Raw genomic sequence first — 21,319 nt, forward strand, 5'->3', positions numbered from 1 at the left:
CAGACAAGCCGAGGCGAACATGGCGACCGGATGGGCAGGTGATGGGGCGGTGCAGGACCAGATCGATGCGACCGTCGAGGATGCGATCAAGCGCGCGCGGAGCCAGCTGCATCAGGGTCCGAGCCTGACTCACTGCGAGGAGTGCGATACGCCCATCCCCGAGGCGCGCCGCAAGGCAGTGCCGGGCGTGCACCTGTGCGTGAACTGTCAGCAGGCGCACGACCAGGAGCAGGCGGCGCAAGGTGGCTACAACCGTCGTGGCAGCAAGGACAGCCAGCTGCGTTGATTGCCACGCGGCTTCAGGGCAACCGGCAAACGACTGCGCTTGCCGCCAGGCGGCTGCGGCCTTCGCTTTGACCCTACATGCGACATTCGCACGTCGTGTCCTTGCGACGCGCCGACCGAGTCACCCGATAACGGCTCACTACGTCTTTTCAGACGCCCTCAGTTGGCGTTGAAGTGGCTGGTCTCGCGCCAACGGCGCGTGGTGCGCTGGAAGAACAGGCTGTTGGGAACCTGCAGTACGCTGCCGGCGTGGTCGCCGGTTTCTTCCAGGGTCGTGTAAATGACGTTGATGTCGATCACCCGGCCCTTCAGGCCGGGCTTGTCGCCGCCTTCCAGCAGCTCGATGTGGTCGTGTAGGCGGAACGGGCGCGTGGTGATGATCAGGAAGGTGCAAAAGATATTGGACAGCACGCTCCATGCCGCGAAGAACGCCACGGCACCGACCGCCGCGAATCCGGTGAACGCGGTCCACAAGGTGCCGCTGGAGACGCCCAGCACGTTCAGTACCGTCAGCACCGCGGTGACGGAGATGACGAAGCTGCCCACGCGACGGATGCCGATCATCATTTCCGCCGGCAGGCTGTAGCGCGTACACAGGCGGCGTAGCACTTGCCGCAGCAGTAACCGAACCAGCGCGGCAACGGCGAGGATCAGCACGATCTGGACCGTCAGCACTGCCACGGTCAGCCACTGCGGATTCCAGTGCGGCAGCAGGCTACGGATCATGGTGGGCAAAGCGTCGGACGCGGACATCGGATCGTGCAGGTTCACAGAGAACGCCCATTGTAACGGGGGCGTCATTGCGCAGCCGGTGCGCGGGGTGAACGCGCGCTCAGCGGTGGCGGCAGCGAGCTTGAGTCAAGGGTGCTGCGATGGATTGCGGCACCATAGCTGTACGTGCCCGGGACGCTCGTTGCCATGCGCATCGATGGAGGCCAACACGGCGATACAGCAGCGACCGAATCCATGATGACGCTGCAACCGGTCAACGCATAGAACTGCGGCCATGCGCGGACAATGCGACAACACGCCGCCACAGCTGCTCGGCGCGGCGTACCGGCAACCAGTGCGCCGGTGAGTTCAGCTCGACGCATGACAGCCGCATCGACGGCAGGTGCAGCAGGCAGGCCTGCAGGCGCGCAGGCGTCAGCGTGAGCTGCACTGCATCCATCGGCAGCGGGGCCGGGCACTGGGTGGAGCACAGGCTCAGCAGTATTCCGAGAACATGTGGCATGGCAACGTCCGATCAGGGGGCCTGCGCCTGGAGCGGCCAACGGCCATGCTCCCGGCAAACGATGCGGCGCAGGATTGCGCCATCGCAGGCTTGGATGCGGCGAACGGCGAAAGGGTTTAGAACGGCAAAAAAGGAAGCGAGCAGTCGTCAGGTGGGTAAGGACGGCACGCTCTGAACCGAAGTGGCACCACGGGGCCATGCCGATTCAGACCACCGGCCGCGCCCGCCGGGCGGCGGCGCAGTAGGCTGGTCGGTCGCGACTGGAACCGTGCTCGAAAAAACCTGGGCGCGGTTTAAACCTTTGTGCTGCCCGGCGCATCGAAGTGGATATGCTCGACACCTCCATGCCCATCGATGCCTCAGCTTGTGACGGTCCGGCCGGACGCGATGACGCGGCGCTGGCGCGTGCCGCTGCAGGCGGTGATCGCACCGCCTACGAGGCCATCTACCGCCGTCATGCGCCGCGCCTGTATGCGGTGGTGTGGCGGCTATGCGGGGGCAATGCGGCACGTGCCGACGATGTGCTGCAGGAGACCTTCATTGCCGCGTGGAAGGCCTTGCCGCAATTCCGCTTCCAGAGCGCGCTGGGCACCTGGCTGCACCGGCTGGCCGTCAATACGGCCCTGATGGAGCTGCGTGCGCGTTCGGCTGCGGGCGATCAGATGGTGGACGATGCCGATGGCGAGATCCTCGCTGCCATTCCAGGTGTCGCAGCTTGCCAGGCCACCCAGATGGATCTGGAGCGCGCGCTGGAGACGCTGCCGCCGCGCGCACGCGCGGTACTGGTGTTGCACGACATCGAAGGCTGGAAACATCAGGAAATTGCCGACGAACTGCAGATGGCGGTCGGCAGTTCCAAGGCGCAACTGCATCGCGCGCGCGGCCTGCTGCGCGTGCGGCTGGGAGACATTGCATGAATCACGATCCGCTTGATCCGCACGCAACCGATGATGCCGCGTTGTCCGCGCGTCTGCGTGCGTTGCCGCAACAACGTCAGCCACCGGCACAGCTCTGGGAGCGCATCGCGCCCGCACTGACGCCGCACACCAACGTGGTTGCGCTGCAGCCGCGCCGCCAGCGTGCCTGGGCCTGGCCCGCGTTCGGTGTGGCGCTTGCTGCTGCGCTGGCCGTGGTGGCGATCGTGCCAGGGCTCGATCGCTCGACGCAGGCGCCAGCGCCAGCGTCGGCGCGCCCTGGCCTGGTGGCGCAGGCGCAGGCAATGGCCGGGCAATACCAGCAGGCCATCGACGCAGTGCCGGTGCAGCAGGTGCCGGCCGATCTGCGCCCGGCGCTGGCCGAGCTGGACCAGAGTGCACAGGCCATCCACCACGCCATCGCGCAGAGTCCGCGCTCTGCATTCCTGTTGTCGCAGCTGCAACGCACCTATGCCAAGCGCCTGCAACTGACCCGTCTTGCCGCGCAGGGCGAGACGTCCTTTCCAAGCTGAGGAGCATGCCCATGCGTTACGCCCATCTATCCGTGTTGTTGCTGCTTGCGTTTTGCGCACTGCCGGCGGCAGCGCAGACCACCGTGAAGCAGAGCCATCCGCTGACGCGCGGCGGGCGCGTGGAGCTGGACAACATCGCCGGGCAGATCCGCGTGCGCGGCTGGGACCGCGACGACGTGGCGCTGACCGGCACCCTGGGCGAAGGGCAGCGCCTGGAGGTGGATGAAAGCCCGGACCGGCTGCAGTTCGAGGTGATCTACCCGCGTAACAACCGCAACAGCAGGGGGGCCCAACTGGAGCTGCGGGTTCCGCGCGCGGCGCTGCTGGAGGTGGAGGCGGTGAGTGCCTCGGTGGATGTCGATCAGGTCGATCTGGCGCGGTTGCAGCTCAAGTCGGTCAGCGGCAACGTGGTCGCAGCCGGACGCGCCAGGGAAGCGCAACTGGAAACCGTCAGCGGCGCGCTGCGCAGCACGGTGGCCAGCGCACGGCTGAGCCTGGGCACGGTCAGCGGGCAGATCGATGCGCCGGCCGGCGCCAGCGGCGTAGTGTCGGTCGAGTCCGTTTCCGGCCAGATCCGGGTCGGCGCGGGGCAGGTATCGCAGCTGCGCGCCGAGAGCGTGTCCGGCGCAACGGCGCTGACGGTGACCGGTCTGGCGCCGGGCGGCAGCATCGCTGCGGAGAGCGTCAGTGGCACCATCAGCCTGGGCGTGCCGCGCAACGTGTCGGCAGCGCTGCAGGTGGAGGTGTTCAGCGGCGACATCCGTTCGGTGGCCGGGCAGGTGGAGCGGCCGGAGTACGGCCCGGGCAAGAGCCTGAGAACCCGGCTGGGGGCCGGCAATGGCGACATCAAGCTCGAGTCGCATTCCGGGTCGGTGCGCATCGATTACGGCAACTGAGCGGCTGCGCCAACTGTGGCCGGAAACGAACGTGCCACCTTGCGGTGGCACGTCGGTACAACGCTTCGGTTTGCGGGTGACGCTTAGGCGATCTTGTCGCCATCGTTACGCGCAGGGCCGAAGTTGGTGGTGAGCACTTCGATCCGGCCGCCGGTCTTGCGGAACGCGGCGATGTCGGCAGCGATGCGCTCACGACTGAGCGGCTGCGACTTGCCTTCGCTGCGAGCGATGCTGGGCTGGGATTTCTGCTTGGTCGCGGGACGTGCCATGTGGCCTCCTGTAGCGGGGAAGTGCGATGACACCGCGTGCGGCTAGGGTGGCGCGCGCGGAAGCGGTGTCGAGAGGTGCGGTCGCGTTCGGTGCGCAATCGCGGCAGCACGGCAAGCGTGCCTTGCTGACAAGCCGGCTAAGCGGTATGCAGCAACCGTGCATTATAACGGATAAGCGTCCGCGTTGCCTTAACCGTCCGACGGACGGGCCTGGCGGGCCGCCGCCCAGGCCAGGCCCTGCACCACGCCGAAGGACGGATCGCCCTGCACCAGGCGCGATTCCGGGAACGCGGCAGCCACCGTGTCGCGGATATAGCCGGCACGCGACATGCCGCCGGTGAGGAACAGCGTGGCCGGCGGCGCGTCCAGGTCGGCACGGACCTGTGCAAGCAGGCCTTCCAGTTCGCCCAGGTAGCTGGAAGCGGACGCAACCAGCGCGCTTGCCTGCACCTCTACTTCCAGCCCGCGTTCGATGAAGTCCAGCCCGGCCTGGTGCCGGTCGCGCTCGCTGAGCGCGATCTTGCAGGCTTCCACGCCGCGGTACAGGCGCGCGGTGTTGCCGGTGTCCTGCAGCGCCTGCAGGCGCTTGTCGAACGGGGCGGGGACGTCCTGGTACTTGTGCAGGCGGAATTCGCGCTGGCGGGTCATGTCCTGCACCATCGCCGCTTCCACGTAATGGTGGGTGGGCACGCGGGTGATGCCGCGGCCGAACAGCGGCATGTAGGCGGCCAGACTCAGCGCCAGATCGATATCGGTACCGCCGCGCGCGATGCCCCAGGCGCGGTGCACCTGCGGCGCGGCGCTGCCGCCGACGCTGGCATGGGCGATGTCGGTGGTGCCGCCGCCGATGTCCACCACCACGGTGTCGTGACGGCTGTCGTGGCTGACGTGGTAATGCATCGCGGCCGCTGCGGGTTCTTCGAGGAAATCCACGCTGTCGAAGCCGGCCGCGATGGCGGCGGTCTGCAGAATCTCCAGCGCCTGCGCGTTGCCGGCCTCGCCGATGGAACTGCGGAACTGCACTGGGCGGCCCAGCGTGGCGCTGCGGATGTTGATGTCGAACTGGCGCGAGGCGGTGAGCCGGATGTGTTCCAGCACGTGCGTGGCGATGCCGGTGATGGTCTGGCGCGCACGCGGATGCAGGTTGTAGCCCAACATCGATTTGGGGCTCTGCACCAGGCTGCCTTCGCCTTCCAGGAAATACGCATCCAGCGCTTCGTCGCCATAGACCGCGTTCTGCAGCAGGGCGGCGGAGCTGCGCGGCTCGCGCACCTGCTCTTCCATCCACTGGCGGCGCACGATGCGGATCGCGTCGCGGCGCAGGCTGTCGTTGCTGGACGTGCGGCCTGCCGCGGCGGCATCGCGACGGCCGGAGTCGATCAGCCGTTCGACCTCGTATTCCAGCGCCGGGGTCAGGCTGAAATCGTCCGGGTCGCGCATGGTCTCGGGGAAATACACCGTGGTGCGGAACTGCAGGGCCTCGCCGAAGCGCACCGGGACCACCTGACCATCGACGATCGCCGCGGCGGCGGAGTTGCTGGTACCGAAGTCGATGCCGAGTTTCATGCAAGCGGGCCTGGGAGCGGGCCGCGCACTTTACTACTTCTGCTGCCGGCGACGCCCGTCGCGCTGCGTTCGGACGTCGCAGCAGCCGAACTGCCGCATGCCCACAGGCACGCGGCACACCCGATCAGGCCGCGACGCTGGCGACCTGGCCTTCGTTCAGTTCTTCGGTGGTGGCTTCGCGCACCTCGATGACTTCGACCGCGAAATGCAGGGTCTGCCCGGCCAGCGGATGGTTGCCGTCGACGGTGACCTGCTCCGGGCCCACCTCGGTGACGGTGACCAGCACCGGGCCCTGCTGGGTGCGCGCCTCGAACTGCACACCCGGCACGACCTCGACATCGGTCGGGAATGCCTCGCGCGGCACCTGCTGGATCAACTGCTCGTGGCGCGGACCATAGCCTTGCTCGGGCACGACATCGGCAGTGAGTGTCTCGCCGACGCGCTTGCCGTCCAGTGCCTGTTCCAGCCCGGGCACGATGTTGCCGGCGCCGTGCAGGTAGCTCAATGGCGCGTCCGGCGTCGAACGGTCCAGGACTTGGCCGCTGTCGTCGGAAAGGGTGTAATGAATGGTCGCAACGCGACCCTGGCTGATTTCCATCGGAAACCTCCATGACTTGTGATCGAGTGGGATGCGTCGGCTGACTCACGACGCCAAGAGGTGGTGCCCGCCTACCGTAGGCAATCGACCCGGATGATGCAACCGCAGCCGGGGCTGCGGTTAGGGCGAGGATCAGCTTGGTGGTGACGATGTCACCGCTGCGATGCAACTGCTTTCTGCGCGATGCGTCGGTGCGAAGATGAGCCGATCGATGCGCGTCACGTGCGGCGTTTGGCCGCGTGGCGATGCACGCATTCCACGGCCTGCCGTGCGCTAATCCTTCTCGGCGCCACGTTCGATCTGGGCGCGGCGTGCGTGCCAGGTTTCCGGTGTCTGCGGCTTGATGAACAGCGCGGTGAGCTCGGGGTGCTGACGCTTGGCGGCCGCTTCGATGCGCCCGACGCAGGCTTCGATCTGTGGCGTGGTGCGGCTGTCTTCGAACTCGGCGCTCAACGCGGCGACCACCTGGTTCGGCCCCATCTGCATGGTCAATACGCCGTTGGCGGCCCGCACATCCGCATCGCTGGCGGCAATGCGCAGCAGCGATTCGGTGACGTGCGCATGCGCGGGTTCGCCGATCAGCAGGCCCTTGGTTTCGCGCGCCAACAGGAATGCGGTGAAGGCCAGCACGCAGGCGATGCCGATCGAGGCGATGCCATCGAGTTCGGGCATGTCCAGCAGCTGCGCGCCGGCCAGGCCCAGCACCGCCATGAACAGGCCGATCAAGGCGGCGCTGTCTTCGAGCAGCACGGTGAACGTGCTGGGGTCCTTGCTCTGCCGGAATGCCTGGAAATAGCCCATGCGGCCCTTCTTGGCGCGGAATTCGCGCAGCGCCACCACCCAGGAAATGCCTTCGAACACGATCGACACGCCGAGCACGATGTAGGCGAGCAGATGGCTCTTGGCCGGCTCGGGATTGCGCAGATGCACGATGCCCTCGTACAGCGACACGCCTGCGCCCATCGCGAAGACCAGTAGCGCGACGATGAAACTCCAGAAGTACAGCTCACGCCCGTAGCCGAACGGATGGGTCGGCGAGGGGGCCTGCGCGGCGCGGCGCAGGCCGTACAGCAGCAACACTTCGTTGACGGTGTCCACCAGCGAGTGCACGCCTTCGCTGAGCATCGCCGAGCTGCCCGAAATGCCTGCGGCGATGAATTTTGCGATCGCGATGGCAAGGTTGCCGGCCAGCGCGACGTAGACGACCAGATGCGAGCCGGTTTTTTTAGCCGTGCCCGGTTCGCCAACCGTAGGCGCGGTGGATCCTGGCGCAGCGCCGGGGGCTTGGGGAAGCGATGGGTTGGGCACGTGTGACCTGCAGGGCATTCGACAAGCGCCGCACTATCGCGCCGGCGCCGTGCCGGAGACGTGATCGCGCGGCCGGGGCGCTACAATCCACGCCCGTTTTGAACCTAGGAATCGCATGTCTCCCGTTCCCGCCTGCCCGCAATGTGGCCTGGACAATACCTATGCCGATGGCGCGTTGCTGATTTGCGCAGACTGCGGCTTCGAATGGAGCGCGGGCGAGTCCGCCGCGACTGCGACGGTGGTGCGCGACAGCAACGGCAACCTGCTGCAGGCCGGCGACACGGTGACGGTGATCAAGGACCTGAAGGTCAAGGGCTCGTCGATTCCGCTCAAGCAGGGCACGCTGATCCGCAACATCCGCCTGGTCGAGGACGATGCCGAGCACATCGAAGGCAATTCGGAAAAGATCAAGGGCCTGGTGCTGAAGACCTGTTTCCTGCGCAAGGCCTGAGGCTGTTGCGGAGCCAGCAGCACAGCCTGCAGCGTGTGTAGGAGCGCGCTTGCGCGCGATGAAGCGGTATCGATACCGCCTCATCGCACGCAAGCGCGCTCCTGCGTTGCGGCGTGCTCAATCGCGCGGATACACCGCCGCCACCGTGCAACTCTGGCGCATCCGCGCGGCCAGGCTGCCACGCGTGGTGCTCAGGTCGCCCTGCTGGCCGGATCCGGCAGCCGCGCCGGCAAGTGCCATTTCGTCGAGCACATCGACCTTGTCGCCGGGATTGCCGCAGATCGCATTCAGGCCCATGCCGGAGACGAAGCGGATCGGCGGCGCGCCACTGAGTTCGCGGCAGCTGTCCATCAGTTCGACGCGGTAGTGGCGATGCGTGCCGGGGTGACGTGGCGAGACTTCCACCACCAGGCCCTGGCCGTCTTCCGACCACGAACGCAGCATGCTGGGATTGAAGCAGTAGCTGGACGAACCGGCGAAATTGCGCCGGCGCGCTTCGCGCACGCTGACCCCGTCCAGGGTCGGGATGCCGCTGTCGCGTTGCCGTGCCGCACTGGCGTATTCGCGCGCACTCAGCGTGGCGATCTGGCTGACCGCGCAGTGCTGCTGGCCCGAGCGCACGTATGCCGGCGCACCGTTGCAGACCCAGCCGTGCGCCGCCAGCAGGCTTGCATCGGCTTGTGCGGCCAGTTGCGGGCAGTCCTGCGCCAGGCTGATGCGGAACAGCCGCCCGCCCTGTTCGGCCACTGCCAGCGTGCGCGGATCGGCTTGATGCAGCTCCGTCACCTTGCGCGCATCCAGGCACTCGGCGTTCGGTGCGGCAGGGCGAAGCGGCTCGGCCGCTGCGGTGGAGGACGCGTAACCGAATAGCGTGCTGCCGAGCAGGACCGCAGTGAGTAAACGCATCACGCACATCCTTGGCAATGAGGGATGTCCGCATCATCTGCCAAGCAGGTCGCGCTGACAATCGCAGCAACGCGCGTCGGGTCGCGGCGCTCAACAACACCGGGCGGGCCGCCAGCGCTCGGCACCGCCAGCGCATACGAGTGCATGCCGATGCCGGGCTGCACGCATGTGCGCGCGCAACCTCACGCGCGTCTTTCACTTTGCTGCCGCAATAACGCAGCGCAGCCTGCGCTCAGGGCGCCTCGGGCGGATCCGAATCCAGCACCTGCAACTTGCCGCCGGTGGTTTCGGGAAGGATGCGTTGGTCGGTGGCCACCAGCACCACACCAGGCGTCAGCAGCGGCAGCAGGCCGGCCAGGAATGCCGGCGGCACCTGCAGCCGCGCGATGGTGTCGGCATCCAGGGCCTGTCCTGCCGCGGCACTGCTGCCGGGGATGCCGATGCGCATCCAGTTGGGCATGCGTTGACCGGGCAAGCCGGGCACTTCGCCAGGCAGGAAGCCCTGGCCGACGATGAACGCCTGCGTGCCCAGGGGCGCGGCGCCGGTCTGCGCGCGCAATGCCACTTGCGCGCGTCCGATTTCCACGCCGTTGCGATACACCACCAGTTGCTGATCGCTGCTGCTGACCAGCATCGAGATGGGGCCGGTGGGTGCCAGCGCCGGCTGCCATGCAAAACTCTGGCCGTTGGGCAGCGGCAGCAATGCCCGCTGCGCACCGGTGGTCGGGTCGATCGGGCTGAGTGCACGGGGATGCACCACCGCGTCCGCATCCACGCCGGCCTGCGCGACCACCACCACCATGCCCATGTTGGAATTGTCGAACAGCAGCCGTGCGAATTCCGACGGCAGATGCACGCAGCCATGCGATTCCGGGTAACCGGGCAGGCCGCCTGCGTGCAGGGCCACGCCGTCCCAGGTCAGGCGTTGCTGATAGGGCATGGGCGCGGCGTTGTAGAGGTTGGAGCGGTGGTCCTTGTCCTTCTGCAGGATGGTGAACACACCGGTCGGTGTCTCGTGCCCGGGCTTGCCGGAGCTGATGGTGGAAACGCCGATCAGGATGCCGTTGCGATACGCATACGCGCGTTGCTCGGTGAGGCTGACGATCACCGCCATTGGCCCCCAGCCCTTGCTGACGCCGCCCCAGATCCATTCGCCCGGCTTGAGGTCGGCCGGCGCCGTTTCGGCAGGGCTGGACTGGCGCGCGCCCCAGAACGGCACCGCAAGCGCTGGCCCGCAGAACAGCAGCGTGCAAAAAACAATGGCAGTGAGCAGGGGCCGCATCGGGATTCCAGAGAGCAGTGTCGGCACGATCCTAGCGGGGCCGGGTGTACGCGTCATGTGGTCGCTACCGGGAGGGTTACGTTGCGAAGGCATCCGCGTTGCGAGGGGGCGTGCGGTGTACGCGTTTGCGTATTCGCCGAGCCTGGGGCGAACACACGCACAAGCGCCTGGCCTTGCGCGCCGGTTCAACGATTGACTTGGCAGATGCACGAGGACCGCCGCATTGCGCGGGCGATCGGGCAAGGGATGCGTATCGCGCTTGCACGAAATACCGGGCCGGCGACGTGCCCAGGTCCAACGTGCGCGTGCGGACCGGTCGATCCGATACGGCAGCTGCGCTCGCTTGATGCCGAGCGCAGCCGCTGTGTCGGCGAGACCTGGAGCGACTGACAAAATCTAACGATCAATCGTCAGGTGAGCGCGGACGGCGCGCAGCAACCGGAATGTACGCGTGGTACATCCCGATTCCGGACATCGGTCGCGCCTGCCTGGCGGTGAGCGCAGGCGTCTTGCAGCCGCGCTCAGTTCGGCAGGGCGGGGTAGTCGGTGTAGCCCTTGGCACCACCGCCGTACAGGGTGGCCTGGTCGAGCTCGGCCAACGGGGCGTTCTCGCGCAGGCGACGCACCAGATCCGGGTTGGCGATGAACGGCCGGCCAAAGGCGATCGCATCGGCGTAACCGCTGTGGATGGCGTGGTCGGACAGCGCCTTGTCGTAGCTGTTGTTGGCGATCCAGGCGCCGTCGAACTTTGCGCGCAGCGCGGCATAGTCGAAGGCGACGTTGTCACGCGCACCGCCGGTTGCGCCTTCGATCACGTGCACGAAGGCCAGCCCGCCGATCAGGTTGAGACGCTCCACCGCACGTTCGAACAGCGGCTGCGGATCGGAGTCATGCATGCCGTATACCGGCGTGACCGGCGACAGCCGCACACCGGTGCGTTCGGCGCCGATCTCGTCGGCGATCGCCTGCACCACTTCGGTCAGCAGGCGGGTGCGATTTTCGATGTCGCCGCCGTATGCGTCGGTGCGCTGGTTGGAGCCGTCACGCAGGAACTGGTCGAGCAGGTAGCCGTTGGCCGCATGCACTTCCACGCCGTCGAAGCCGGCATCGATGGCGTTGCGCGCGGCGATGCGGTAGTCCTCGATCAGGGCGGGGATTTCGTCCAGCGCCAGCGCGCGCGGCTCGGAGACGTCCTGGAAGCCGTCCTTGGTGTAGGTCTTGCCTTCGGCGCGGATGGCGCTGGGCGCCACCGGCGATTCGCCCGGCGGCAGCACGCTGGTGTGCGAGACGCGGCCCACATGCCACAGCTGCAGCACGATCTTGCCGCCACGGCGATGCACTTCATCGGTGACCGCACGCCAGCCCTGGACCTGCTCGGCGGTGTGGATGCCGGGCGTATCCAGGTAGCCCTGACCCAGCGGGCTGATCTGCGTGCCTTCGGCCACGATCAGGCCGGCACTGGCGCGTTGGCCGTAGTACTCGGCGGCGAGCGGCGAGGGCACCTGCCCGGCGACGGCGCGATTGCGCGTCAGCGGCGCCATGATCACGCGGTTGGCAAGATCCAGTGCGCCCAGGCGCACGGCGGAAAACAACGGGGACTCGGTGGATTTGGACATCAGCAACCAATTGGGTGTGGATCACGCGCCAGGCGCGACACCGCGCCGATCGCGAGTGCCCCCTAGCGATGGTGGCGAAGCAGCGCCGATTCGAGCGATAGCGATAGGACACTGCGTCTCCTGGCGCGTCGAAAGCGGCCAGACTGTGACGTGCCGGGGCCTGGCGCTGCAGCAGGCGCCGCGCTTCCGTTGATTGCTGCGTTGCACAATAATACGCTGCCCCGTCATCCTGGAGTCGGGCATGTCCGATACCGATCTTTCGACGCCGCCCGTATCACGGCGCGACTACGTGCTGATCCTGTTTGCGTTGGCGATGGGCGGCTTTGCGATCGGCATCAGCGAATTCTCCACCATGGGCCTGATGACCCAGATTGCGCAGGGCCTGCAGATCAGCGAGCCGCAGGTCGGCCACGTGATCAGCGCCTATGCGCTGGGTGTGGTGGTCGGTGCGCCGTTGCTGGCGATCATTGGCGCGCGCTGGCCGCGGCGCACCTTGTTGCTGTTGCTGATGGTGTTCTACGCGCTGGGCAATCTCGCCAGCGCCTTGGCGCCGAGCTATCACACGATGTTGCTGTGCCGTTTCATCGCTGGTTTGCCGCATGGCGCGTACTTCGGCGTTGCTTCATTGGTGGCCGCGTCGATCAGCCCGCCCAACCAACGCGCCACTGCGGTGGGCCGGGTATTGCTGGGCCTGAGCATTGCCTTGCTGGTCGGCAATCCGTTGGCGACCTGGCTGGGTCAGATCGTGAGTTGGCGGTGGGCCTACGCGGCGGTGTCGGTGCTTGCGCTGTGCACGGTTGCGGCAGTGGCGGCGCGCCTGCCGCCCGCGCCGGACGAGCCGCGGCAACAGCCGCTGCGTGAGCTGCGCGCGTTCAATCAGCCGCAGGTATGGCTGGCCCTGGCGATCGGCGCGGTGGGTTTTTCCGGCATGTTCTGCGTCTTCAGTTATCTGGCGCCCACCCTGACCGCGGTGACCGGCGTGGAGCCGGCGCGGATCCCGCTGGCGATGGTGGCATTCGGGGTCGGCGGCGTGCTCGGCAGCGTCCTGGGCGGCTGGCTGTTCGACCGCATGCAGTTCCGCGCGGTGCCGGTATTGCTGATGTGGTCGGTGGTGGTGATGCTGACCTTTCCGTTGGCTGCGCAGTCGGGCCTGTGGGTCTTCGTGTCCATCGTGGCGGTCGGCACCATGGGCGCACTGGCACCTGCACTGCAGACGCGTCTGATGGATGTGGCCGCGGAGGCGCAGACCCTGGCAGCGGCATCCAACCATGCCGCATTCAATACCGCCAATGCGCTGGGCCCGTGGCTGGGCGGCATGGCGATCACCGCCGGGTGGGGCTGGACCTCGACCGGCTACGTGGGCGCGGCCACTGCGCTGGGCGGCTTGCTGGTGTATGCGCTGGCGGTCTGGCAGGAGCGCCGCCAGCGCGCGCCGCTGGCGAGCTGCTGAGGCGCTGCCGGCCTGCACTGCCTGCTGCAGTTGGAGTGATGAGTGGCAGAGCTGGCAGATGGCGTGCTGGCCGCGACGTTGGTCCGTGCAGGACGCAAGGCCATATCCACGGCCAACTCACGAGCGCACGTCGAGACTGCACGCTTCACTGCAAGCGGACCGTACAGCGCCATGACCGAACACATGCCACCGCCCTGGAAGCGCGGCAAGCCCAAGGGTAAATCCGCCTCCACGCCGCTGACCGCAAGCCAAAAAGCCGCTGCCAAGCAGCGCGCCGAGGAGGCCGGTCGCCCCTATCCCAACCTGGTCGACAATATGTGGGCGAGCCGGCAGCCAAGGTAGGTTTGACCTGCTCTTGGCATCGATGAATCGCCATTCATTGCCTGCATGATCGCGTGAGGACAATCACCACATCACTCACATGTCGATTATGTGTGTCCCGCCAATCTAAGGCCGTACACAACGCCAAGGCATGCAATCAGCACATCGATTGCCTCATCCCCGAAAGCCAGCGCAGACGCATCCACCAACCGCGCAGCGCTGGCCCATCGCAACCAGGAGCGACACATGAGCATTCAGAGCAAGACCGAGCATAGCCTCAACGACCTCATCGCCATTTCCCGCGACGGCAAGGACTTCTACGAAGAAGCGGCTGCCAAGGTGGGTGATGCGGAACTTGCAACGCTGTTCCGCCGCATCGCCGGTGTGAAGTCCGACATCGTCAGCAATCTGAGCAGTGTGGTTGCATCGGTCGGCGGCAAGCCGGAAACCAGCGGCACCATGGTCGGCAGCATGCAGCAGTTCTACGGCAAGGTGCGCGCTACGCTGGGCGATACCAAGTACGGCTACGTTGCCGAGCTGGAAGAGTCCGAAGATCGCCTGTTGAAGGCATTCGACGAGACCATCGCCGACCAGGATACCCCGGCCGCCGCACGCGACGCCGCACTGCGTCTGCTGCCGGAAGTGCGCGCATGTCATGACGTGATGCGTAACCGCAAGCATGCGATGAAGAACGCCGCGTAAGCTGCGTGCGTGACCCAGGCGCATCCAGGTGACGCAGCTTGCGGAGTGAACCGATAAAGGCGGAAACGGGCAGCGCAAGCTGCCCGTTTCTTTTTATGTCGCGCGTGGTCAGTGCTGTGCGGTTGTTGTTCCACGCATTGCACGCGTTCCACGTTTTTGCGTTGGCGTTGAATGCGTGTCACACATGCATCTGGTCTGCTAGTATCCGCCGCCCTTCTTCCCGGCAGGTCCGCGTACGCGGTCGTGGAATCAGCCCATGCAACAGCAGTTTCTGTACCTGTCCTCAGCCGAGGCGCAGTTGTCGCTTGGCCTCGGTGAGGAGAAGACTACCGAGCGCCTGTTCTTTGCGGTGATGGCCGATGCGGTCACCGCCCAACGCGCTGCGGCGATCGCCGATGGGCTGCTGCACAATGGTCATGTCGATGGCAAGCCGCTGGCGCGCGAGCGCTTGCATGTGACCCTGCATCATCTGGGCGATTACGCTGGCGGCTTGCCGCCTTCGCTGGTGAGCCGCGCCAGTCAGGCAGCCGAGCGCGTGGTGTTGGACGCGTTCGAGGTGGAGTTCGATCGGGTCGGCACCTTCGGCGGCCGGCGCTCGCAGCTGCCATGCGTGTTGCGTGGCGAAGACAAGGTGCGCGGGCTGTACGAGCTGCAGGGCGCGCTGGGCCGGCAGCTGGCGCATGCGGGCATTGCCGGCGACGCGCAGTACACGCCGCATATGACGCTGCTGTATTGCAACCAGTCATTGCCGCAACGGCGCTGCGATGCGCTGGCGTGGACGGTGCGCGAGTTCGCGCTGGTGCGCAGCTTCCTGGGCCAGTCGCGTTACCAGATCGAAGGGCAGTGGGCGCTGCGCTGATGTGCAGGCAGATGCGTACAGCGGTAGCCTGCGTGCATGGATGCCACCACCACACCACTGCCACTGCAGCCCGAGCACCTGGCCGCGCTCGAACAGGCCTATGCCACGCCACCGCGCGCCTATCACCACTTCGGCCATGTGCGTGCGCTGCTGCAGCACTACGCCGAGGTCGCCGCCGGGCCGGGTTGGCAGCAGCCGGTCGAGGTCTGGCTGGCGGTACTGTTTCACGATGCGGTGTATCAGCCCGGGCGCAGCGACAACGAGGCGGAATCCGCCAACTGGGCGGTGGACTGCATCCCGCGCTGGTGGCCGCAGGCATCGGTGGATCTGCAGCGCGTGCAGCGCCTGATTCTGCTCACCGCACGCCACGGACAACTGCAGCCAGCGGATGTGGACGCCGAGGCGGCGTTGTTCCTGGACTGCGACATGGCGATCCTGGCCGCACCGGCAGCGGTGTTCGATGCGTATGACGAGGGCATTGCCGCCGAGTACCGCGGGCATGTCCCCAGCCTGCTGTTCCGGCTCAACCGCAGGCGCTTTCTGGCCGGCCTGCTCGAGCGTCCGCGCATCTTCCTGAGCGACTACTTCCATGCGCGCTGCGACGCCGCGGCGCGGGCCAATCTGCGCCGGCGACTGGGGCGCTGACCTGGCACGCTGCGCGCCGTGGTTCATCCAGGCGCAGCCACGGCGCACGCTACAATGCGCGCATGCACGACCGCGCAGCTTCCGATCACGATCCACGCCCGCAGCCACCCGAGCCGCCTGCGCCCAACGAGTGCTGCGAAAGCGGTTGCCCGTTGTGCGTGCACGATCTGTACGCGGACGACCTGGCGCGCTACCGGCAGGCCTTGGCCGCCTGGGAAGATCGCCAGCGAGCACATGCGCGATAAGCGAAGCGCCGCGCTTCGCGTGGCCGCCTGGAGCGATTATCTTTGAACCACTTTTCCCGATGGTGCGACATGCGACGACTTGAGATGTGGAGCGCGCTCTGCGGCGCGGCGGTGTTGACGCTATCGGGCATGGCGGCTGCGCAGACCACGCAGCCAGTGAGCCACGGCCGCTTCGAGCAGGTGCCGGTGCTGATGCCCGAGGGCGAGCCGCAGCGCGTGGTGATCTGGCTGACCGGCACCGGCAACAACGTCAAGCGCCAGACCCAGGCGGAAAGCCTGCGTGCCGATGGCGCGATGGTGGCGATGGTGGATACCGCGCATCTTTACGCGGTGCTGCGCAAGGCCGGCGGTACCTGCGCGTTCTCGGTCGGCGATGTGGAAAATTTCTCGCGCTACGTGCAGGCCTTCTACCACATCCCCACCTACCGCCTGCCGCTGCTGGTCGGCGACGGCGAGGGGGCTGCGCTGGCCTATGCGATCGCGGCGCAAGCCAAGCCGCATGTGCTGGCTGGCGTGCTGACCGACGGGCTCTGCCCGGCGACGGTGTCCGACCAGGCGATCTGCCAGCCGGGCGTGCGTCCGGGCAGCAACACGCTGCTGCCGGTGCCGCTGCAGATTCCCTGGGTGCTTGCCGGCAGCCAGGACAAGCGTTGCCCGGCCGCGGCCGAAGACGGCTTCCTCAAGCAGGTGCCGCAGGCGCGCACGTTCACGCGTTCGGCGCAGGGCGACATCCTGCCGGGCCTGCGCGCGGCGGCACGTTCGCTGGGCGAGCAGAAGGGCGTGGCGCTGCCGCCGCCACCGGGCGGGCTGGAAGACCTGCCGGTGGTGGAGCTGCCGGCCAAGCCCGATGGCGACAGCGACGACGACACCTTCGTGATCTTCGTCTCCGGCGACGGTGGCTGGGCGGGTCTGGACGAAGAGGTAGCCGATGCCCTGGCCGCGCAAGGCATTCCGGTGGTCGGACTGGATTCGCTGCGTTACTTCTGGACCGAGCGCACACCGCAGGGCTTTGCCACCGATCTGGATCGCATCGCGCGTTTCTATGCGCAGCGCTGGCAACGTCAGCGGGTGGTGCTGATCGGCTTCTCGCAGGGCGCGGACGTGTTGCCGGCCGCGATCAACAAGCTGCCGGCGCAGACCAAGCAGAACCTGCGCATGACCGCGCTGTTGTCGGTGGGCAAGCTGGCCGATTACGAATTCCACGTCAGCAACTGGCTGGGCTCGGACGACGAAGGCCTGCCGATCGCGCCGGAAGTGCAGCGGCTGCCCGCCGGCACCACCGTGTGCATCTACGGCCAGGACGATCAGGACGCGCTCTGCCCAAGCCTGCCGGCACAGGCCGCCAAGCGGGTCGCGCTGCCGGGTGATCACCACTTCAAGGGCGATTACGCGACCCTGGCCAAGGTGATCATGGAGCAGCTGCACGCGCTGTCGAAGCCGTAAGCGAGCGCGGCATGTCTGACCTGGTTCGGTCCAACTCCAGGCCGAACCAGGTCAACAACCCGGTCGTCACCGTTCGGTTCGGCCCCTGCAGCCAAGCAGGCCCCGGCATTTCTTTCCGCAACCGACAACAACCGGTGGTACTTGCGCGGGTGCCGGCGTGGGACCTTGAGCGGCATGGATGCCGCGCCAGAGCCTGCATGGACGTACTTGCGGCGTGTCCCACGCCGGTACGCGTGCAAGCGCCCGCAGTAGACCGAAGCATTCGCGTGGAACGCCAGGTGTCGTGCGCAAGATTGATCGGTGTGCGGAGTCGGTCGGCGGCGCGGCGCCGCATCCAGTGTCGGGACACGCCGTGAATCCATCCTGGAGGCTCGGTGGCGACATCCATGTCACCACACGGTCCCGCCCCCGGACGCGGCACCACGCTTCCAGCGTTGCCACTGCTGATCGGCAAGCAATGCTTCAAGCACGTGTTGATGCCTGCGGACTTCGTGGCCGATGTAATCGGCAAGCCATCTACCTGCTGTCATGGCGCCAAAAAGTGGTGACGTTCCGAAGGATCTGCAGCGCCAACACGCCCTTCGCATTTCTTTCCGCAACCGACACCAACTGGTGGTGCTTGCGCGCGTGGCGGTGTGGGACCTTGAGCGGCATGGATGCCGCGCCAGAGCCTATATGGACGTACTTGCGGCGTGTCCCACGCCGGTACGCGTGCAAGCGCCCGCAGCAGACCGACGCATTCGCGTGGAACGCCAGGTGTCGTGCGCAAGATTGATCGGTGTGCGGAGTCGGTCGGCGGCGCGGCGCCGCATCCAGTGTCGGGACACGCCGTGAATCCATCCATGCAGGCTCGGTGGCGACATCCATGTCGCCACACGGTCCCGCCCCCGGACGCGGCACCACGCGCCCAGCATTGCCACTGCTGATCGGCAAGCAATGCCTTCAGGCACACGTGCAAGCGCCCGCAGCAGAGCGAGGCATTCGCGTAAAACCGCAGGTATCGAGCGGCCTTACTCCTGCCGGCCCGGATCCGCCGAGATCAATCGGGTGACATCCAACAGTGCCGCCGGCAGATGCATGCCGCCGGGCGCGACCAGATAACGCGGGCGCCAGGTCGGGGCAAACTTCGACTTGAAGCGGCGCAGGCCGCTGAAGCCATAGAAGCGCTCGCCATGACGTGCGACCAGGCTTGCGAAGCGATTCCAGCGGCCGGCCAGGCGATGCTCGGCCAGGCCCGACAACGGCGCCATGCCCAGCGAGAAGCGCGTATAGCCGTTGGCTTGCCCCCACAGGAACAACTCGATGAACAGGAAATCCATCGTGCCCTTGGGTGCCTGTGCGCTGTGCCGCATCAGGTCCACCGACAACTCGCCGCCGGCCGGCGCCCACCACACATTGGCGAAGGCCACGATTTCGCCTTCCGCCTCGGCCACTGCCACCGGGAAGCGGCGCAGGTAGTCCGCATCGAAGCTGCCCAGCGAGAAGCCTTTTTCTTCGCCGGACTTTTCTTCCAGCCATTGTTCGGACACTTCGGACAGGCGCGGCAGTACCGCGTCCACCTGTTCGGGCTGCAGCATGCGGAAGCTCAGGCCGCCGCGCTTGCCGCGGTTCCAGGCCTGGCGCAGATCGGCGCGGTCGCGGCCTTCCAGGGTGAAGCCTTCCAGCGGCACGATCGCCTCTTCGCCCAGTTTGACCAGGGTCAGGCCCATGTCGAGATAGGTCTGCCAGTATTTTTCGCCGACCTGGTAGAACACCGGGCGCAGGCCCATATGGTCGGCCTCCTCGCGGAAGCGCCAGATCAGGGCGCGCGCGACCTCCGGTGGGCCGACCGGGTCGCCCATCGAGATCAGCGAGCCACCGTAACGCTGCATCATCACAAACCCGCGGCCCTGCTCGTCGAGCAGGAAGGCCTTGTCGCCGGTCAGCGCCAGGCAGGCCTGGGTGTCGGTGCTGATGGCCAGGATCGGCGCCAGCGTCTGCAGGGTCTGCGCATCGGCGGACGGCATCGGGCGGCGGCCGCCACGCAGCAGGCGCGCCATGCCGAACACGATCACGCCCACGCACAGGATCAGCGCCGCGCGCAGCGCACGCGGTGCATTGGCCGAGGTGGCGAATTCCCACCACAGGTCGTTGCTGTATTCGACGTGGCTGTAGACGAAGAACAGCAGCCAGAACGTGGCCACCAGCACCAGGCCGAGGTTGCTCAGCCAGCGCCACGACCAGGCTTCGTCCAGCAGCGCGCCCTGGCGGTAGAACTCGCGGCGTGCCGCCCACAGCGCCACTGCGGCCAGTGCCGCCGACAACGACACCGAGATATGGCTGCCGCGCAACAGCGACAGCGGCGGCAGCAGGATGCACACGCCCAGCGCCAGCACCCAGGCCGCATGGCTGCGGCGTTGCAGGCCCTGGCCGATCAGCAGCAGCACCATGCCGCCCAGGCTGACCAGCAGGTGCGAGGTCTCGATCAGCGGCAGCGGCGCCACTTCCTGGCGCGCGCGTGGGGTGGGCAAGGTGCCGTCGATGACCAGCGCGGCACCCACTGCAAACACCGCCAACGCCAGGATCTGCGGCAACCACGGGCGCAAGGCCTTCCATACCGTGCGTGCGGTGCTGGCGCTGGCGCGCACCGGTGCGCCCAGGCCGGAGGCTGCCGCCATCGCCACCGAGATCAGCAGCGGCACGATGTAGTAGGTGACCCGGTAGGCCAGCGCGGCCGCCAGCACCGCGGCGGGGGTGACATGCGGAAGCAGCTTGAGCAGGCTCCACTCGAACACGCCCAGGCCGGCCGGCACCGTGGAGATCAGCCCGGCGACCACCGCCACCAGCCAGATGCCGATAAACCCGAAGTAGCCGGTACCCGGGTCCGGCGGCAGCAGCACGTAGAACGCGGCGGCCGCCAGGCCCAGCTCGACCACGCTCAGCGCGGTCACGCCCAGCACCGTGGTGCGGTCGGGCAGCCAGAAGCGATGACTGCGGATCCCGAATTCGCGGCCCTGTCCGCCGACCAGCCCCAGCATCGCGACGTAGCCGACCAGCAAGGCGATGCCGGCGATGCGGATGCCTTCTGCGGTGATCGGCAAGGCACGTGCAGCCGCTTCCGGTTCCAGCAGCAGCGCCAGGCCAAGCAACACCCAGGCGCCGAAGACGAAGCCCAGCGTGCTCATCAGCACCACCTGGCCGATCTCGGCCAGGGTCAGCCCGACGCTGCCATAGCCGCGCAGGCGGACCGCGCCGCCGGTGAGGGCGGCAAAGCCCAGCGTCTGCCCCACCGCATGCGCCATGAAGGCGGTGATGCCTACGCGCGCCGGATGCAGCCGCTTGCCGGTGCGCTTGAGCCCGACCCAGTCAAAGCCCACCAGGCAGGCGTAGCTGCTCAAGCCCAGCAACAGGGTGAGCGCGATCTGGCCGGCACCCAGGGCGCGGAAGGCCTGGCGGATCTGCCGATAGCCATGGTCGGTGAATTGCCCCGACAGCGCGTGCAGCGCCATTGCCAGGATTGCCAGGCTGATGATCACCGGCAAGGCGCGGCGCCACCCGCTGGCCGGCGCTTGGGAAGACACGGAGGTATCCGTCATGAGGGAAACGGGATCTGCTGAAGGGGAAGAAGGGCACATGCACGGTGCGTGCCGCGCGGGCGGTTGCTCTGCATGGGACGGTCGGTGTCAAGGTACATGCAGGGTGATCGCACGGATGCCGAATGAGGTGAACGCAGGGTTCGGTCGCGCCGACAGGTGTCGGCTCAGGACGGCCGCGCGCATCATAGGGCATCGCCGCGCCCGCGTGCCGCAGGAGACCG

Annotated in this window: 21 protein-coding genes, 2 other RNA genes and 1 pseudogene; 12 read left to right on the plus strand and 12 right to left on the minus strand. The window is 67.1% G+C overall.

The genetic code is table 11. From position 1 onward, the window contains the following. Positions 1-19: 19 nt before the first annotated feature. Positions 20-286, plus strand: a complete 267-nt coding sequence (locus tag ACCQ04_RS06665; protein WP_226426635.1) for a DksA/TraR family C4-type zinc finger protein — start codon at positions 20-22, stop codon at positions 284-286. A 158-nt stretch (positions 287-444) separates the two neighbouring features. Here ACCQ04_RS06665 and ACCQ04_RS06670 read toward each other — a convergent pair whose 3' ends face one another. The 3 genes from ACCQ04_RS06670 to ACCQ04_RS06680 form a co-directional block, all read right to left on the minus strand. Then, positions 445-1,038, minus strand: coding sequence for a mechanosensitive ion channel family protein (locus ACCQ04_RS06670; RefSeq protein WP_054591675.1), 594 nt, complete (start codon positions 1,036-1,038; stop codon positions 445-447). A 232-nt stretch (positions 1,039-1,270) separates the two neighbouring features. Then, a complete protein-coding gene (locus ACCQ04_RS06675) occupies positions 1,271-1,519 on the minus strand; it encodes a hypothetical protein (protein WP_054591651.1) in 249 nt (82 codons plus the stop codon). 123 nt (positions 1,520-1,642) lie between these two features. Continuing rightward, a non-coding RNA gene (locus tag ACCQ04_RS06680) (sX9 sRNA) lies at positions 1,643-1,718 on the minus strand. A gap of 130 nt (positions 1,719-1,848) precedes the next feature. Here ACCQ04_RS06680 and ACCQ04_RS06685 point away from each other — a divergent pair. Genes ACCQ04_RS06685 through ACCQ04_RS06695 form a run of 3 tightly spaced genes read left to right on the plus strand, consistent with a single transcriptional unit; the run spans position 1,849 to position 3,862 of the window. After that, positions 1,849-2,436, plus strand: a complete 588-nt coding sequence (locus ACCQ04_RS06685) for an RNA polymerase sigma factor (RefSeq protein ID WP_024938004.1) — start codon at positions 1,849-1,851, stop codon at positions 2,434-2,436. Further along, the gene (locus ACCQ04_RS06690; protein ID WP_065032050.1) at positions 2,433-2,966 is read left to right on the plus strand and encodes a hypothetical protein; all 534 of its coding nucleotides are present in this window, start codon (positions 2,433-2,435) and stop codon (positions 2,964-2,966) included. Before ACCQ04_RS06685 ends, ACCQ04_RS06690 begins: the two co-directional genes overlap by 4 nt. Positions 2,967-2,977: 11 nt before the next feature. After that, the gene (locus tag ACCQ04_RS06695; protein ID WP_024938002.1) at positions 2,978-3,862 is read left to right on the plus strand and encodes a DUF4097 family beta strand repeat-containing protein; all 885 of its coding nucleotides are present in this window, start codon (positions 2,978-2,980) and stop codon (positions 3,860-3,862) included. An 83-nt stretch (positions 3,863-3,945) separates the two neighbouring features. Here ACCQ04_RS06695 and ACCQ04_RS06700 read toward each other — a convergent pair whose 3' ends face one another. The 4 genes and pseudogenes from ACCQ04_RS06700 to ACCQ04_RS06715 all read right to left on the minus strand — a co-directional run. Then, entirely contained in the window at positions 3,946-4,131 is a 186-nt protein-coding gene (locus tag ACCQ04_RS06700; protein ID WP_010366034.1) for a hypothetical protein, read from the minus strand. Positions 4,132-4,320: 189 nt separating this feature from the next. After that, positions 4,321-5,697 (minus strand): Hsp70 family protein, encoded by a 1,377-nt coding sequence (locus ACCQ04_RS06705; RefSeq protein WP_226426634.1) that lies wholly within the window; start codon positions 5,695-5,697, stop codon positions 4,321-4,323. Between the two features lie 124 nt (positions 5,698-5,821). After that, positions 5,822-6,295 carry an FKBP-type peptidyl-prolyl cis-trans isomerase gene (locus ACCQ04_RS06710; protein WP_039511537.1) on the minus strand — a complete coding sequence of 158 codons (474 nt, stop codon included), beginning with the start codon at positions 6,293-6,295 and terminating at the stop codon, positions 5,822-5,824. A 273-nt stretch (positions 6,296-6,568) separates the two neighbouring features. Then, positions 6,569-7,522: pseudogene (locus tag ACCQ04_RS06715) on the minus strand (cation diffusion facilitator family transporter); the annotation flags it as partial. Between the two features lie 196 nt (positions 7,523-7,718). On the opposite strand from ACCQ04_RS06715, the gene ACCQ04_RS06720 reads away from it, so the two are divergent. Continuing rightward, the gene (locus tag ACCQ04_RS06720) at positions 7,719-8,054 is read left to right on the plus strand and encodes a zinc ribbon domain-containing protein YjdM (RefSeq protein WP_226426632.1); all 336 of its coding nucleotides are present in this window, start codon (positions 7,719-7,721) and stop codon (positions 8,052-8,054) included. A 117-nt stretch (positions 8,055-8,171) separates the two neighbouring features. On the opposite strand, the gene ACCQ04_RS06725 is transcribed toward ACCQ04_RS06720, so the two are convergent. From ACCQ04_RS06725 to ACCQ04_RS06740, 4 genes are all read right to left on the minus strand, one after another. Next, positions 8,172-8,960, minus strand: a complete 789-nt coding sequence (locus ACCQ04_RS06725) for a hypothetical protein (RefSeq protein WP_226426631.1) — start codon at positions 8,958-8,960, stop codon at positions 8,172-8,174. A 232-nt stretch (positions 8,961-9,192) separates the two neighbouring features. Then, positions 9,193-10,248, minus strand: a complete 1,056-nt coding sequence (locus ACCQ04_RS06730; protein WP_345778023.1) for a L,D-transpeptidase — start codon at positions 10,246-10,248, stop codon at positions 9,193-9,195. A gap of 378 nt (positions 10,249-10,626) precedes the next feature. Continuing rightward, positions 10,627-10,702, minus strand: a non-coding RNA gene (locus ACCQ04_RS06735) — sX9 sRNA. A 61-nt stretch (positions 10,703-10,763) separates the two neighbouring features. Next, positions 10,764-11,858 (minus strand): alkene reductase, encoded by a 1,095-nt coding sequence (locus ACCQ04_RS06740; RefSeq protein WP_054591645.1) that lies wholly within the window; start codon positions 11,856-11,858, stop codon positions 10,764-10,766. A gap of 241 nt (positions 11,859-12,099) precedes the next feature. Here ACCQ04_RS06740 and ACCQ04_RS06745 point away from each other — a divergent pair, with 241 nt between their 5' ends. The 7 genes from ACCQ04_RS06745 to ACCQ04_RS06775 all read left to right on the plus strand — a co-directional run bounded on the left by ACCQ04_RS06745 (position 12,100) and on the right by ACCQ04_RS06775 (position 17,523). Beyond that, entirely contained in the window at positions 12,100-13,308 is a 1,209-nt protein-coding gene (locus ACCQ04_RS06745; RefSeq protein ID WP_226426629.1) for an MFS transporter, read from the plus strand. Positions 13,309-13,350: 42 nt separating this feature from the next. Then, the gene (locus ACCQ04_RS06750; protein WP_226427157.1) at positions 13,351-13,650 is read left to right on the plus strand and encodes a hypothetical protein; all 300 of its coding nucleotides are present in this window, start codon (positions 13,351-13,353) and stop codon (positions 13,648-13,650) included. A 225-nt stretch (positions 13,651-13,875) separates the two neighbouring features. Beyond that, entirely contained in the window at positions 13,876-14,331 is a 456-nt protein-coding gene (locus ACCQ04_RS06755) for a PA2169 family four-helix-bundle protein (RefSeq protein ID WP_024937995.1), read from the plus strand. A gap of 256 nt (positions 14,332-14,587) precedes the next feature. Continuing rightward, positions 14,588-15,190, plus strand: coding sequence for a 2'-5' RNA ligase family protein (locus ACCQ04_RS06760; protein ID WP_184627404.1), 603 nt, complete (start codon positions 14,588-14,590; stop codon positions 15,188-15,190). A gap of 36 nt (positions 15,191-15,226) precedes the next feature. Continuing rightward, positions 15,227-15,835: an HD domain-containing protein gene (locus tag ACCQ04_RS06765; protein WP_024937993.1), complete on the plus strand. Its 609-nt coding sequence runs from the start codon at positions 15,227-15,229 to the stop codon at positions 15,833-15,835. A 62-nt stretch (positions 15,836-15,897) separates the two neighbouring features. Further along, positions 15,898-16,080, plus strand: coding sequence for an oxidoreductase-like domain-containing protein (locus ACCQ04_RS06770; protein ID WP_024937992.1), 183 nt, complete (start codon positions 15,898-15,900; stop codon positions 16,078-16,080). Between the two features lie 69 nt (positions 16,081-16,149). Next, positions 16,150-17,523, plus strand: a complete 1,374-nt coding sequence (locus tag ACCQ04_RS06775) for a virulence factor (protein WP_226426628.1) — start codon at positions 16,150-16,152, stop codon at positions 17,521-17,523. A gap of 1,010 nt (positions 17,524-18,533) precedes the next feature. Here the strand turns inward: ACCQ04_RS06775 and mprF are convergent. Further along, entirely contained in the window at positions 18,534-21,098 is a 2,565-nt protein-coding gene (gene mprF / locus ACCQ04_RS06780) for a bifunctional lysylphosphatidylglycerol flippase/synthetase MprF (protein WP_226426627.1), read from the minus strand. Between the last annotated feature and the right edge of the window lie 221 nt (positions 21,099-21,319).

Origin of the sequence: Xanthomonas sp. NCPPB 2866, assembly GCF_041475745.2 — a bacterium.
GTDB classification, from domain to species: Bacteria; Pseudomonadota; Gammaproteobacteria; order Xanthomonadales; family Xanthomonadaceae; genus Xanthomonas; species Xanthomonas arboricola.